Annotated in this window: 12 protein-coding genes; 7 read left to right on the forward strand and 5 right to left on the reverse strand. The window is 73.3% G+C overall.

All coding sequences use genetic code 11. The features are described from left to right. Positions 1-51: 51 nt before the first annotated feature. The 7 genes from OHS17_RS29670 to OHS17_RS29700 all read left to right on the forward strand — a co-directional run bounded on the left by OHS17_RS29670 (position 52) and on the right by OHS17_RS29700 (position 6069). On the forward strand, positions 52-765 hold the full coding sequence (locus OHS17_RS29670; RefSeq protein ID WP_330314632.1) for a C39 family peptidase: 714 nt from the start codon (positions 52-54) through the stop codon (positions 763-765). After that, the gene (locus OHS17_RS29675; protein WP_330314633.1) at positions 762-1760 is read left to right on the forward strand and encodes an alpha/beta hydrolase; all 999 of its coding nucleotides are present in this window, start codon (positions 762-764) and stop codon (positions 1758-1760) included. The genes OHS17_RS29670 and OHS17_RS29675 overlap by 4 nt, the downstream gene beginning before the upstream one ends. A gap of 322 nt (positions 1761-2082) precedes the next feature. Further along, positions 2083-3957 (forward strand): sensor histidine kinase, encoded by a 1875-nt coding sequence (locus OHS17_RS29680; protein WP_330314634.1) that lies wholly within the window; start codon positions 2083-2085, stop codon positions 3955-3957. A gap of 7 nt (positions 3958-3964) precedes the next feature. Further along, the gene (locus OHS17_RS29685) at positions 3965-4399 is read left to right on the forward strand and encodes a roadblock/LC7 domain-containing protein (protein ID WP_161209832.1); all 435 of its coding nucleotides are present in this window, start codon (positions 3965-3967) and stop codon (positions 4397-4399) included. A 2-nt stretch (positions 4400-4401) separates the two neighbouring features. Further along, positions 4402-4773, forward strand: coding sequence for a DUF742 domain-containing protein (locus OHS17_RS29690; protein ID WP_026171133.1), 372 nt, complete (start codon positions 4402-4404; stop codon positions 4771-4773). Continuing rightward, entirely contained in the window at positions 4751-5485 is a 735-nt protein-coding gene (locus OHS17_RS29695) for a GTP-binding protein (RefSeq protein ID WP_330314635.1), read from the forward strand. The genes OHS17_RS29690 and OHS17_RS29695 overlap by 23 nt, the downstream gene beginning before the upstream one ends. After that, entirely contained in the window at positions 5482-6069 is a 588-nt protein-coding gene (locus tag OHS17_RS29700) for a GAF domain-containing protein (RefSeq protein WP_330314636.1), read from the forward strand. The genes OHS17_RS29695 and OHS17_RS29700 overlap by 4 nt, the downstream gene beginning before the upstream one ends. On the opposite strand, the gene OHS17_RS29705 is transcribed toward OHS17_RS29700, so the two are convergent. The 5 genes from OHS17_RS29705 to OHS17_RS29725 form a co-directional block, all read right to left on the reverse strand. After that, positions 6070-7992 carry a DUF2264 domain-containing protein gene (locus OHS17_RS29705; RefSeq protein WP_330314637.1) on the reverse strand — a complete coding sequence of 641 codons (1923 nt, stop codon included), beginning with the start codon at positions 7990-7992 and terminating at the stop codon, positions 6070-6072. A 29-nt stretch (positions 7993-8021) separates the two neighbouring features. Then, positions 8022-10418, reverse strand: a complete 2397-nt coding sequence (locus tag OHS17_RS29710) for a polysaccharide lyase 8 family protein (protein ID WP_330314638.1) — start codon at positions 10416-10418, stop codon at positions 8022-8024. 28 nt (positions 10419-10446) lie between these two features. Further along, the gene (locus OHS17_RS29715; RefSeq protein ID WP_330314639.1) at positions 10447-11853 is read right to left on the reverse strand and encodes a M60 family metallopeptidase; all 1407 of its coding nucleotides are present in this window, start codon (positions 11851-11853) and stop codon (positions 10447-10449) included. 158 nt (positions 11854-12011) lie between these two features. After that, the gene (locus OHS17_RS29720; protein ID WP_330314640.1) at positions 12012-13106 is read right to left on the reverse strand and encodes a LacI family DNA-binding transcriptional regulator; all 1095 of its coding nucleotides are present in this window, start codon (positions 13104-13106) and stop codon (positions 12012-12014) included. A gap of 95 nt (positions 13107-13201) precedes the next feature. Then, a complete protein-coding gene (locus tag OHS17_RS29725) occupies positions 13202-14191 on the reverse strand; it encodes a hydroxyacid dehydrogenase (RefSeq protein WP_330314641.1) in 990 nt (329 codons plus the stop codon). Between the last annotated feature and the right edge of the window lie 330 nt (positions 14192-14521).

A 14521-nucleotide genomic window follows, 5' to 3' on the forward strand; every position in this document is an offset into this window, starting at 1 on the left:
CGCGCGGCCGTTTCGCACCCAAGGCCCGTCCCCCCACCCTCAGGAGCCTTCATGCGCAGGAGACTCGTGTCCGCCGCCGTCGCCGCGGTCGCCCTCGGAGTCCTCGTCCAGCCCGGCACCGCCTTCGCCTCGGCGGACCCGCACCTCGCCCCCGCCGCCGTCGCCGCCCACGGCTCGTCGGCCGGAACCGCCGTCGTCAGCGGGCACAACCAGCCCGGCACCCGGATCACCGTGGACGCCGGAAGCACCGCCACCGCGCACTGGCTGGACGTCGACTACCAGGTCCAGGAGACCGGTTACTGGTGCGGTCCCGCCGCCACCCGCATCGCGCTCTCCGCCCGCATCTCCCCGCCGAGCCAGTCCGACCTGGCCTGGCAGCTCGGCACCACCGTGAACGGCACCGACCACATATCCCAGGTCACCGGGGTGCTCAACGCCAACCTCGGCGGCGGCTGGTACGAGACCAAGGAGATGCCCAACGACCCGCCCACCCAGGCCCAGCGCGACCTGCTCTGGTACGACGTCGTCTTCGACATCGACCGCAACTACCCGCTGGTCACCAACATCGTGGCCCCGCCCGGAAACCAGCCGCCCGGCTACCCGTCGAACCAGACGATCTACCACTACTTCACGGTCATCGGCTACGACGACGCCGACCGCACCGTCCTCATCGCCGACCCCGCCTCCTTCGGCGGCAACCAGATCTACTGGCTCTCCTTCGACCAGCTCGCCACCCTGATCCCGCCGAAGGGCTACTCCGCATGAGCGCCCGCGCGAACGACCGCCCCAGCCGCAGGAACGTCCTCAGGGCGGCCGGCGGACTCTCCGCCGCGACGGCTCTGGGCGCCGCCGGTCTCCTGGCCTCCGCCCCACCGGCCGCCGCGGCCGGGGACGGATTCGGCCTGCGCATCGTGGACCGGAACGAGAGCGACCCGCGCATGCGGTACTACCGCTTCGCGACGGACGCCATCGGCTGGAACCCGGGCGTCAACGTCCTGCTCCCCGACGGCTATCACACGAGCGGCCGGGCCTACCCCGTGCTCTACCTGTTCCACGGCGGCGGCACCGACCAGGACTTCATCACCTTCGACCGCATGGGCATCCGCGCCTGGACCGCCGGGAAGCCGCTCATCGTCGTGATGCCCGACGGCGGACACGCCGGCTGGTACTCCAACCCGGTCAGCTCCAACACCGGCCCGCGCAACTGGGAGACCTTCCACATCGCCCAGCTCCTCCCGTGGATTGACGCCAACTTCCGTACGTACGCCGAATACAACGGGCGGGCCGTCTCCGGGTTCTCCATGGGCGGGTTCGGCGCGCTCAAGTACGCCGCCAAGTACTACGGGCACTTCGCGTCCGTGAGCGCCCACTCCGGCCCGGCCAGCCTGCGCCGCGACGCGGGGCTCGTCACGCACTGGGCCAACGTCTCCTCCGCCGCGCTCGACCTGGCGGGCGGCTCGGTCTACGGGGTGCCGCTCTGGGACGAGGCCCGGGTCAGCGCCGACAACCCGGTCCAGCGCATCGAGAGCTACCGCAACAAGCGCGTCTTCCTGGTCGCGGGCACCAGCCCCGACCCGGTCAACTGGTTCGACCAGATCAACGAGAACCAAGTGCTGGCCGGACAGCGCGAGTTCCGCTCGCTGCTCGGCAAGGCCGGGATTCCGCACGAGTGGCACGAGGAACCGGGCGGCCACTTCGTCCGCCCCGCCCTCTTCCGGAGCGACCTCGACGGAATCATCGCCCGGCTCCGCAAGGCTTAGCACCTCCGCGCCCCGGCACACGAGCCCCCTCGGCCCACGCCGAGGGGGCTCACTCGCGTACGGGAACGGCGACCGCCCCGGAAACCGGCCCGCAGGAATCGGTCGCCCGTGCGAGCGCTCATACCAGAGCGGGACGGATGGCGGGCAAGTTCCACAACTGCCCATCACGCCCGCACTTCTGGCGACTACCGTGTGTGCCCGGTGATCAACGGTGGGCTCATATTCTCCGGGCCTGCCCGGCCGATGACCCGAGAATGCCCGACCACCGTAGGCGCCACCACATGAACGCAGATGCCTGGGGCCCCACGTACCGAGGACGCTGATGTCTCAACTTCGCGCACCCGACGCGCGACCGGACCGACGAGAGGGCGGGCGGCACGGCCGACCGGGCGCCCGTTCCCACTCGGCCGCGGCCAGACCACGTGCCGCCCGCCCGACCCCCGAGGCGCGCATACGCCCTCAACTTCTGCGCACCGCCGTGCTGCCGGCTCTCGCCGTCGCCCTCGCGGGCGCAGCGGCCGTCATCTTCACCGCCCGCGCGGGCCACGCACGGCCGTCCGCGGAGCTCTGGATCGCCCTCGGCTCGGCGGCCGCCCTCGCGCTCGCCGCGATCCTCGCCGCCTTCCTGGCCGCCAACCGGGCCGCCACCACGGTCTTCGGCCGCTGCCTCGCGCTGCGCCGGACCAGCGCCCAGAGCCAGGCCGACCTGCAACGCGTCGTGGAACAGCTGCGCAGCGGCGAGCCCGTGAACGCCCGGCGCGCCCCGCAGAACCAGCCGCCCGGCGGCGACCCCTTCGAGCTGCTGGCCCAGGAGCTGGGCCGCCAGCAGGAGGCCGCCGTCGCCGCCGTCGTCGAGGCCTCCCGCCTCTCCGAGCCCAGCGGCGAGGACCAGAAGGTCGAGGTCTTCGTCAACCTCGCCCGCCGCCTCCAGTCGCTCGTGCACCGCGAGATCCAGCTGCTGGACGAGCTGGAGCACGAGGTCGAGGACCCGGACCTGCTCAAGGGCCTCTTCCACGTCGACCACCTCGCCACCCGCATCCGCCGCCACGCCGAGAACCTCGCCGTGCTCGGCGGCGCCGTCTCCCGCCGCCAGTGGAGCAACCCGGTCACCATGACCGAGGTGCTGCGCTCGGCGATCGCCGAGGTCGAGCAGTACCCCCGGGTCAAGCTCGTCCCCCCGATCGACGGCACCCTGCGCGGACACGCCGTGGCCGACGTCATCCACCTCCTCGCCGAACTCGTGGAGAACGCCACGGTGTTCTCCGCCCCGCACACCCAGGTCCTGCTGCGCGCCCAGCGCGTCACCGCCGGGCTCGCCCTGGAGGTCGAGGACCGCGGGCTCGGCATGCCGGGCGACGAGCAGAAGCGGATGAACGCCCTGCTCACCGACCCCGACCAGGTCAACGTCGCCCGCCTGCTCCAGGACGGCCGCATCGGCCTCTTCGTGGTCGCCTCGCTGGCCCGGCGGCACGGCATCGCCGTACGTCTCCAGAGCAACATCTACGGAGGCACCCAGGCCGTCCTGGTCCTCCCGCAGACCCTGCTCGGCGCCGACGAGGACGCCCCCGCCATGGCCGGTGAAGCGCCCGTCCCGCCCACCGGGCCCGTGCACCGCCCGCCGCCCCTGGAGGAGCGCCCGGCACCCCGCGATCCGGCGCCCGCCCCCGAGCCGGAACGCCGGCCCTACGTCCCCAGCCAGCAGCCCAGCCCGCACCGGACCCCGGCCCAGCCGGGCCCGGCCCGCCAGGACGGGGTACCGCCCCTGCCGCTGCGCGCCGAGCGCGTGGACCGGCCCGCGGACGACGCCCCGCCCGCGGCCGCGTCCGGCGACGGGACCGCGCCGACGAGCACGGCCGACCGGCCCCTGCTGCCCAAGCGCGCCAACCAGGAGCACCTGGTCCCGCAGCTCAGGGAGGCTCCCGCGCCCCGGTCCGGAGACGAACCCGGCCTGCACGACCCCGGGCTCGTCGCCGCCTTCCGGCGCGGCATCGACCTCGCCGAGGCCCGGGCCGAGGCCGATGAGGAGCCCGCGCCCGAGGCCCCGGCCGGTGCCACGCACATGACGACGGCCGCCCAGCTGGGCGCACCGGCCCGGCCGCTCCCCGTCCGGGGCGCCGCCCGGCCCGCGCAACTGCACGGCGCCGGCGCCCACCCCGGCGAGCACGACCCACTCGCAGCGAACCCCATCAAGGAGTAGATGCCCCATGGCGACCGATATGCCGTCCGGTCAGGTCTCGGACCTCGACTGGCTGCTGAGCGGCCTCGTCCAGCGCGTGCCGTACACCCGCAGCGCGGTCCTGCTCTCCGCCGACGGGCTGGTGAAGTCCCTCCACGGCATGGACGCCGACAGCGCCGACCACATGGCTGCGCTGGCGGCCGGCCTCTACTCCCTCGGCCGCAGCGCCGGGGCGAGGTTCGGGGACAACGGCGAGGTCCGGCAGGTGGTCGTGGAGCTCGACTCGACGCTCCTCTTCGTCGCCACCGCCGGCTCCGGCACCTGTCTGGCCGTCCTCGCCGGCCGCAACGCCGACGCCGCCGTGCTCGGCTACGAGATGACCATGCTGGTGAAGAGCGTGCGGCCCTATCTGATGACCCCGGTGAGACAGACGGCCGGGACACCGGGCACCGCGGGGCTGTGACCATGGCGGTCACCCAGGACGGGCCGCTGCTCGACGACGCGGCGGGCCGCCTCATCCGCCCCTACACGGTGAGCAACGGCCGTACCCGTCCCACGGCCGTGCTCGACCTGCTGTCCCTGGTGATGGCCACCGGAAGCGTCCCGCAGACCCACCTCGGCCCCGAGCACTCGGTGGCCCTGGGACTCTGCGAGGGCCCCACCTCGGTGGCCGAGATCGCCGCCCACTTGAGACTGCCCGCGGTCGTCACCAAGGTCCTCCTCTCGGACCTGGTCGACTGCGGCGCCGTCACCGCCCACGCGCCCGCCTTCCAAGACATGCCCACCGACCGACATCTGCTGGAGGCAGTGCTCGATGGCTTACGACGACAGCTCTGACGGCTACGGCTACCCGGACGGCGCCGGCTATGGCTACGGCTACGCGGACGACGGCTCCGGCGGCGGGTACGGGCAGGACACCGCCACCGCCGAGTACGCCGCCCCGCAGGCCGCGCCCGAGGGCTTCCCCGTCGCGTTGAAGGTGCTGGTCGCCGGTGGATTCGGCGTCGGCAAGACCACGTTCGTCGGCGCCGTCAGCGAGATCGCGCCGCTCAGCACGGAGGAGCTGCTGACCCAGGCGAGCGCCGCGACCGACAGCCTGGAGGGCGTCGAGTCGAAGACCTCCACCACCGTGGCGATGGACTTCGGCCGCATCACGCTGGACGACCAGCACGTGCTGTACCTGTTCGGCACACCGGGCCAGGAACGCTTCTGGTTCATGTGGGACGAGCTCTCGCAGGGCGCGCTGGGGGCGGTCGTGATTGCGGACACCCGCAGGCTGGAGGAGTGCTTCGCCGCCGTCGACTTCTTCGAGCGGCGCGGCATCGGATTCGTCGTCGCCGTCAACGAGTTCGACGGCGCCTACCGCTACGGCCCCGAGGAGGTCCGTGCCGCGCTCGACCTGTCGCCGGAGGTGCCGGTCGTGCTGTGCGACGCCCGCATGGCCAGCTCCGGCACCGGCACACTGGTGACGCTGGTCCAGCACCTCATCAACGCCACCGACGACGCCGTGCCGCTCCCCGGGCACGCCGGATTCGGGGCCCGGCCGTGATCCCGCGCGCCGCCGGGCGGCTGCTGCTCACCCCCGTCGACGGTGAGGCGCCCGCCCGTACGCGGCGGCTGCGGAGCCTGGGACTCGGGGAGCGGGACGACGCCTCGTTCGACAACTTCGACGCCTTCGCCGACAGGGTGGCCGAAGTGACGGACGTGCCGTTCTCGATGGTCAACTTCATCGACGGGAACCGCCAGTTCTACGCCGGACTGCACACCCCCGCCGGGACCCGCAGGGGCTCGGACCTGGGGGCCACCGCGGCGGGCAGCGGCCGCAACGGCCGGTACGTGGCCCTCGACCACGGCTACTGCCCGCACGTGGTTGTCCGGCGCAAGGCGCTCGTCCTGGAGGACGTCTGCGACTACCCCCGCTTCGCGGGCAACCCGGTCGTGGACGACATAGGCATCCGCTCCTACCTGGGGGCGCCGCTCATCGACCGCACCGGGATCGCCCTGGGCGCCGTCTGCGCCGTGGACACCGTGCCCCGCCCCTGGGGAAGGGCGGGGCTCGACACCATCAAGTCCCTGGCGCTGGAACTCGTAGGCCATCTCGACCGCAGGGAGGACCACAGCCCCCGCTTCTGATCAGACCTCGACCGTGCGGCCGTCCAGGAAGCCCAGCGTCACCGCGTCCCCGGCCACCCGCACCCGCACGGCCGAGCGCAGCGCCTCCGGGTGGACGCTGTCCCGGGACAGCACCACGAGCGTGACATGGACGCTCTGCCCGCCCGGGTGGGGAGCGCCGCGCAGATACGGGATCGCCGAGTGCGGTCCGTACGCGTTGGACTCCACGTCCCGCGCCACCTCGGCGTCCTCGGGCCCGCCGTCCCAGCCGTACAGCCCGACCACCGCGCTGGACAGGCCGTCGGCGGTCCGGGCGAGCGCCCAGCCGGGGCCCGAGGTGGCGAACGGGCTCGTCCGGTGCGCGACGGCGTGGCCGCCCTCCCGGACCACGGCGCCCTCCGGCGCCTCGACCCGGTGCACCCGGATCTCCCACGGCCCGTGCAGCACGCTCGTCGTCCCGATCCGGTACGCGCGCTCGTCGCCGGGCAGCCGGGCCGCCGACCAGGACGCGGCGACGCGGTCCTCGCAGCTCACCGGGTGGATGCGGCGGCGCCGGGACGGGGTGCCGTCCGGGGCGAGCAGCGCCAGGTGGTTGTCGATGTTCCGGGCGAAGGCGTGCGGCGCGGACTCCGGGGCGGTCGCCGTCGAGTACGCCAGCTTCGCGTAGTGCGGATCGTCCTCGCCCGCCCCCGCGTCCGGGTCGGTGTCGCCCGCTTCCGGGAGCGGGTTGTGGTCGCTGCCGTGGTTGACCAGCCGGACGATCCCGTCGTGCCGGGTGCCGTGCAGCAGCCAGCCGGGCGCCGGAAGCGCGGTGTAGGTGTCGGACTCCTCGACGGGCAACGGGAGTTCGCGCGCCGTCCACACCTCGTGGTCGGCCGGGAGCAGCAGCCCGAGGAAGCCCTTGCTCGCCCAGTACGGGGACGTCGGACCGGAGTACGGCTGAGTGGTGGGCAGGAACGTGTCGTACCAGCCGAGCGTCAGCAGCCCCCGCTCGTCGGGCACCCCGCGCTCCGCGAAGTGGCGCAGCGCCCCGGAGGCGAGGCGGCGGGTGAGCCCGGGCGCGAGCGGGGTGCAGTCCGCGACGGCGCCCATCCAGACGGGGGCCAGCGACGCGAAGCGGTAGCAGAGCGACCGGCCCTGGTGGACCGGGGCGCCGTCGGCGCCGAAGAAGTGGGGGTACTCCTCAAGGAAGCGGCTCAGGCGTTCCCGATAGACGGCGGCCCGGCCGCCGTCGCCGTCCGGCCCCGCGATCCGCGCCCACAGCAGCGGGTACAGATGCATGGCCCAGCCGATGTAGTAGTCGAAATTGCGCCCGCTGCCGTCGGTGTACCAGCCGTCACCGACGTACCAGTCCTCGATCCTGTCGAGCCCTCCCTCGATGTCGGCCTTGCTGTACGGGGCGCCGACCGACGCCAGGAACTGCTCCGAAACCACTTGGAACAGGCGCCAGTTGTTGTCCCAGGTGCGTCCGCCGACGAAGCCGGAGAACCAGTCGGCGACCCGCTCCTGCACCCGGGCGTCGAGCCGGTCCCAGATCCACGGCCGGGTCTCGTGCAGCGCGATGGCGACGGACGCCGCCTCCACCAGCTGCTGCGAGCAGTCAGTCAGGCGCGGCCACGCCTCACCGCTCGCCGGGTCGGTCCCGGCCGCCACCCCCGCCGCGTACCGCTCGATCAGCGCGGGGTCGACCGCCCCGCCCGCGCCCGCGATCCGGAACGCGGCCAGCAGGAACGACCGGGCGAAGCCCTCCAGGCCGTCCGACACGACACCGGACCAGCTGTTCCGGCCGGGCAGCCGGTACTGGGCGAAGCCCGGTGTCGCGTACGGCGTCAGCGCGTCCAGCATCCGGTCGGCCGTCGCCTCCCAGTGGGCCCGGGTCCAGCCCGTGCGGGAGGACAGGATCCGGTCGGTGGGCGGCAGGTGCAGATGCGGGGCGACGGACATGACGGTGGCGCTCCTGGTGTGTGCGGTGGTTACTGGACGAGTTCGGCGCGGTGGGTGTGGCCCCGGGAACCGCCGACGGCGACGGTGAGCAACGGCCTGCGGCCCGGAGTGAGTTCGACGGTGTCGTCGGCCTCGGACGCCTGGCGGACGGCGAACGGCAGGCCGACCGTGACCGAGGTCCCCGTCCGGCCCGGGTCGGCGACCGCCACGGAGACCCGGCCGCCGCGCCGCCGCACCAGGACCGTCGCGGGACCGGACGCGGTGATGCCCGCGACCGTACCGGCGGCCCAGAAGTGCACAGCGGTCAGACCGGTCCTGCGGTCCTCGACCGCCTGCGCGGTGGCGTCGTTGGCGAGGACGCGCACCGGCCGGGACGCCGACCAGACGGCGGTCGCCGCCGCCGAGGCACCGGGCAGCAGCACATAGGCGTACCCGGCGTCGGTGGGGGAGGGGCCGTGGTCGAGCCAGAGGGTGAGGTAGCGGCGGGTGACGGGGTCGGTGCTGCCGCCGGTGTCCGCGCCCGTGTCGATGGCCCGCCAGGTGCCGGTGCGCTCCTCGCGCAGGGTGCGCAGGGCGGCCCCGCCGGGCAGCACATAGCCGCCGACCCCCTCGATGTGCGCCCAACGAGCTTGGCCGGAGGCGCCGTTACGGACAGGGATCCCGTCCACGAGCAGTCGGTTGCGGCCGTCCGCGCCCAGGTTGCGGTTCTCGATCACCGTCTCGACCGGATGGCCGTCGCCCGAGGTGATCCCCGCGCCGAGCGCCACGACCGTGTTGTCGAGCAGGAACCACGCCTTCCGGGCCCGCAGGCTGCTGCCCGGGGCGCCGGTCAGGTCCATCGCCGCAGCGCTGTACCGGCCGTCCAGCACGGCGCCGCCCGCCACCGCGTTCGGCGGCCGGTAGGTGGAGGTGCCCGCGCCGGTGCCGAGGTCGTCGCGCGGGCGGGTGTCCACCGTGGTGCCCGGCAGGCGGTACGGATCGACGGTCGGCCAGAACCCGTCGTTGTACTGCCCGAGGTCGTCGCCGTCGTAGAGGTACGTCATGCCGTCGCCGGTGTACCAGCCGTGCAGGTTCTCGCCGTTGCCCGCCTCGTACGCGGAAATGCGCTTCGAGGACAGCGACAGGGTGCAGGCCCAGCCGGGGCGGCGGTGGACGACGCGGTCCATGTCCGCGAAGACGAAACTGCCCGTGGTGCGGGCTGCGGGCCGGATCTCGCGGTCGGCCAGCATCGCCTTGGCCAGGGCCAGTTGGGGCAGAGTGGCCAGGGCGGTGAACGGGGTGGTGCGGTTGCGGCTGAACCAGCCCTTGACCAGCGAGCGCCAGCGGTCCGCCAGGTCGTCGGGGGCGCCCGTCGCCAGGAGCAGGATCGCGGCGACGGCCGCCGCCCCGTCCCGGTGGTCGCCCGCCCGCTCCCGCGAGATGGCGCGGCCGCGCACCGCGTCCATCATCAGCCCGTCGAAGATCACCGGGACGAAGCTGCGCTCCACGGCCTCGTACATCACCGACACCTTCGGGTCGGCCACCGCCCAGGCGGAGCCCGCCAGAAGTGAAAGCAGCCAGGCCGCGCCGCCGAGCAGCACGGTGCCGTAGGAGCCGGTGTAGGCCACCTCGGAGTGCTGGACGAACGAGCCGTCCTCGTAGAAGCCGTCACCCGAAGTCGTATAGCGAAAGAGGCTGTTGCGGCCGGAGTCGCGTACGTCGGAGAGCGCGTCGCGGGCCGACGCCACCTTGTCGGCGTCCTTGCCGAGCAGCCCGCGCAGCGCCACGATCACCGCCTTGTCGGTGCGGTTGGCACCGGTCTCGGGCAGCGTGGGGGAGTTGGTGCGGCGGTCCGCGTCCGGGCAGAACCGGTCCACGACGGACAGATAGTCCGCGAGATCGGCGGCAGGCAGCCGCTCGCGCAGCAGGACACAGCAGTCCATCAGGGCGCGCGGCGCCCCGATCTCCCAGAACCACCAGTTGCCGGCCTCGGGCGCGGAGGGGTGGTACGCCGTGTCGTATGCGAACCGCAGCGCCCCGAGCAGCGCGTCGGCCGTCTCCGCGCTTCCGGAGAGCGCGGTGCCGGGGGTGGACCACGCGACGGCGAGCGTGCGCAGCCGCGTGTAGCTCTGGCCGAAGTTGCCCGGGTCGGTGAGCGGCGAGAGGTCGGACCACAGCGCGGTCCGCCCGGCGCTCCGGTCCAGGGTGTCCCAGAGGGCGCCCGCCGTGGTGTTCAGGGCCGCGATTCCGGCCGCGAAGTCGGGGTCCGAGGCGTCGAACGCGCCGCCGGTGAGCAGGGAGGCGGCCCGCTCCAGGAGAACGTCGAAGTCGTTGACCGGCGCCTCCTCGGTCGCTCCGGTCCGCGCCGCCCGGGCCGGACCCGTCGTCAGGACCACCGACGCCGCGGCACCGCTCGCGGCGAGAAGGGTCCTTCTGCTCAGCTGCATGATGACTCCATTCCTCGTCGTCGCGGTCTCAGTCGGAGAGCGTGCTCGGGTCGACGGGCGGCTGCGGCAGATGCAGCGCGGCGAGCTCGGCGCGGCCCGTGGCGTCGATGGGGAACGCCCAGGTGTTCACGAAGAAGTCCGTGAGGTCGTAGCCCGCGATCCGGCTGGAGTAGGTGGCCAGGGCCCGGTAGCGCTTGGCGTCCTCGGTGTAGTCGGACTGCGGGTTCTCCTCGCGCACCAGCTTGTGCAGGCGCGGCCAGAAGTCCTCGCCGAAGGCCAGTTCCAGCTGGCGCAGCGGCACCAGCTTCTCGTACGCCCCGAAGGACTTCTCGTACGTGAGACCGGGCGTCCCGAACTTGTCCCGCGAGCTCTGGAACACGGTCTGACCGGTCGCCGGGTCGACCGTGAGCAGGTTCGACGGCTGCTTCAGGGTGCGCTGCGCGGCCAGCGAATAGATGTTCACCGTGACCTCGGTGAGGCCGCCCGGCTTGTACGCCATCTGCTGATGGAGGTGACCGAGCTCGTGGTACAGCCCCCAGCCCCGGGTGCGCAGGCCCTCGACGGTGGTGGCCCGGTCCAGGTAGGCGCGCGGGAAGCCGTTGTAGCCGTGCGTGGCGTAGGCGCCGACGCCGGTGGGCACCTTGCTGACCTCGGTGAAGTGGTACGGCCCCGCCTTGCGCCGGTGCACCGGCTTCGAGCCGTCGAGGCCGCTGATCCGGGCATGCGAGTCGACGATGGTCTCGACCAGCCGGAGCAGCGCCGCGTGGTCCTCGTCGCGGTACAGGAGAGCGCCCTCGCGGGTCAGCGTCATGATGGTGTGCGGGGCGTGCAGCTCCACCCAGGGCGAATCGGTCAGCGTGTCCAGTTGGCGCTGGTAGTCCGCCTCGTCGGTCCGGCCCAGTGTGAAGACGGGCATCCGGACCGCCCCGGACCGGAAGAGCACGCCCGCCCGCTCGCCGTTGCCGGTGAGCGTCAGGTAGACCGGACCGCCGTGCGGGTCGGTCACCGTGTTGGCGCCGGAGGCCAGCGGGTAGCTGCGGGGTTCGGTGATCTCTCCGTAGTAGTCCCAGGCGCCGATCCACAGCGTGGGCACGAGGCCGTCGTGCGGTTGGACGGTCAGCGAGAGCGGGGTGCCGGCGGGCGCGTGCAGGCCGGTCGGCTGGAACTCCGAACCGCGCAACGCCTGGGCGAGCCGCAGCCGTTCGGCCTCGGCGGCGGGGCGGCCGGTGACGGTCACGGAGACGGGGCGGCCGGAGGGGCGGCCGGTCGCGGGCCGGGCCTGGGCCGCGGTGGCGGTGAGGCCGAGGACCGCCGCGGCCCCCGCGCCCGCCGCCGCGCCGAGGACGGCGCGGCGGCCCACGGAGGAGGCCGAATCGGTGACGGACTCGGTGGCGGGGGAGGCGGCCGGGGCGGCGGAGGGGGTGTGCTTACGCATGCGGAACTCTCCCTGCAGTCATGAACGAGGGGCGAAGGTGTCCGGAACGGTGGGGGGTGCTCCGCCAGCATGTAAGCGGTTGCTGTCGAGCCGCAAGGGGACTCGGGAAGTTACTGTGATTTTCTATGGCCAACTGCGGACAGGCGGGAAGTAACCGGTCACTTGCGGAACGGTCTGCCGGTCCGGGGTGCCACGGAATCGCGTACCACGATGTGGGTGCCGAGCCGCAGTGCCCCGGTGGTCGGCTCCCGCCAGTCGTCCTCGTCCCCGCCGGACACGGCGAGCCGCACCGCCTGACGGCCCATCTCCTCCAGTGGCACATGGACGGTGGTCAGCCGGGGCCGCAGCTCCTGGGCGACCGGGATGTCGTCGTACCCGACCAGCGAGACGTCCTTGGGCACTCGCAGGCCCGCCTCCTCCAGGGCCTGCGCGGCACCGGCCGCCACCATGTCGTTGGCCGCGAACACGGCGGTGAACTCCGGTCCGTCCCGCAGGAGTTCCGCCATCCTCCGGTACCCGAAGCCACGGCTGAAGGCGCCCGGCTGGGCCAGCTCGGGATCGACCGGCACGCCCCGCAGCTCCAGGGCGCGGCGGTGCCCGGCGAGCCGGTCGCGGGTGGTGGAGAGTTTGGGCGGACCGCCCAGGTAGAGGATGCGCTCGTGACCCTGCATCAGCAGGTGGTCGGTGATCGCGAAGGCGCCGCCCTCGTTGTCGTACTCCACGGCGGCGGTCGGCGCGGACTCGCCGAGCGGGGGCCGGCCGCACAGGACCAGCTTCGAGCCGCCCGCGTCCAGCTCGCGCGCCCGGCGGGCCAGCTCCGAGGTGTAGCCCCGGTCCGCGATGGAGCCGCCGACGACCACGACCGCGTCCGCCCGGCGCTCGTGCATCAGGTCGATGAAGGCCAGCTCGCGCTGCGGGTCGCCCTGGGTGCAGCAGACCAGGCAGAGCCGTCCGCCGAGCGCCGCCTCCCGTTCGACCCCGCGCGCGATGTACGCGTAGAAGGGGTCGATGACCTCGTTGACGATGATGCCGACGGTGCGGTTGGAGACGCCGGCCAGGGCGCGGGCGTGCGCGTTGACCACGTAGCCGAGCTCGCGCATGGCGGACTCGACGCGCTCCCGGGTCGCCTCGGCGACGGGGTAGTTGCGGTTCAGGACGCGTGAGACGGTGGCCGTCGAGACGCCCGCGCGCCGGGCGACATCGGTGACCGTCGCCCGCCGCTGTCCGTCCCCGGCCGTGCTCTGCCGGCGCATCCGGCTCACCCCCTGAAGGCTGTTGTGTGACGACGAGCCTAGTGCCGCGGCGGGCCCGGTCCGCCGCGGTCCCGGAGCCCGCGGCGGAAGGGCGGTCACGCGATCCTCCCCAGGTCGGCCCGGTGCACAGGGTGGCCGAACGGCTCGCCCCGCGCGTACCGGGCCAGCTCGTCCACGGCGAGCGCGCCCAGCCGCCCCACCTCGTTGCCCTGGGCGCCCGCCAGGTGCGGGGTCAGGAACACGTTGGGCAGGTCCCACAGGGGGTGGCCGGGCGGCAGCGGCTCGGGCGAGGTGACGTCGAGGACCGCGTCGAGCCGGCCGCTGACCAGGTGCGGGGTGAGCGCCTCGGTGTCCACGAGCGGGCCGCGCGCGGTGTTGACGAGCAGCGTCCCGGGGCGCATCAGGCCGATCCGCCGGGCGTCGATCATGTTCCGGGTCTCGGGCGTGTCCGGGGCGTGCAGGCTCACCACGTCGCTCGTCGCCACGAGGGTGTCCAGGTCGGCGGGGGTCACGCCGAGGAGGGCGGCCTCGGCCGCGCTCACGTACGGGTCGTGCAGCAGGATCTCCGCGTCCAGCGCCATCCGCAGCAGCTCGATCACGCGGCGGCCGATGCGGGAGGCCCCGACCACCCCTACGGTCAGACCATGGGTGCCGAGCCAGTGGTGGCGGTCCAGGTCGGCGGCGGTGCGATGGGTGCGGCGGGCCCGGTAGAGGCCCGCGAGCGGGAACACCCGCTTGGCGCCCATGATGATCGCCGCGAGGGTGTACTCGGCCACCGGCACGGCGTTGGCCGCGGCGGCCGACGAGACGACGATCCCGCGGTCGAAGGCGGCAGGTGACAGAAACGTTTTCACCGTGCCCGCCGCGTGGACGACGGCCCGCAGCGCGGGTGCCCGGTCCAGCAGCGCCGGGTCCACGGGCGGACAGCCCCAGCCGGTCAGCAGCACCTCTGCGGCGGACAGCGCCCGGGCGGCGGCGGGGGAGTCGAACTCGCTGATCACCGCCGGGTCGAGCAGTTCGGCGGTCTCCTCGAGACGCGACCGGACGGCGGGCGGGAAGACGTCGTCCAGCAGCCCCGTGCTCATGACCAGAACCGTGCGCGGCCGCCTCCCGGGCGGATCCGCTGCCTCGGGACCGGAACGGGCCGGCGCCTCTTCGGTGGTTCGCACCCTGCCTCCGGATAGTAATCGTGTTCTATCGAATGACCGGCACGCTAGGGACGTCCACGGCCGACCGTCAAGCGCACCACCAGCCCGAATAGGCAGCTAGGGCTGCTTTGTTGAGATTTGCCGCCCCGGAATTCGCCCCGAAGGCCGACGCCTGGTGAAGACGTTCGCTCAGATCCCTTGACGCTTGGGTTAACCGCTTACTAACTTGCCGCCGCAGAAGGCACACCACGCGCCACCCAGCCGAAC

Origin of the sequence: Streptomyces sp. NBC_00523 (genome assembly GCF_036346615.1) — a bacterium.
Classification (GTDB): domain Bacteria; phylum Actinomycetota; class Actinomycetes; order Streptomycetales; family Streptomycetaceae; genus Streptomyces.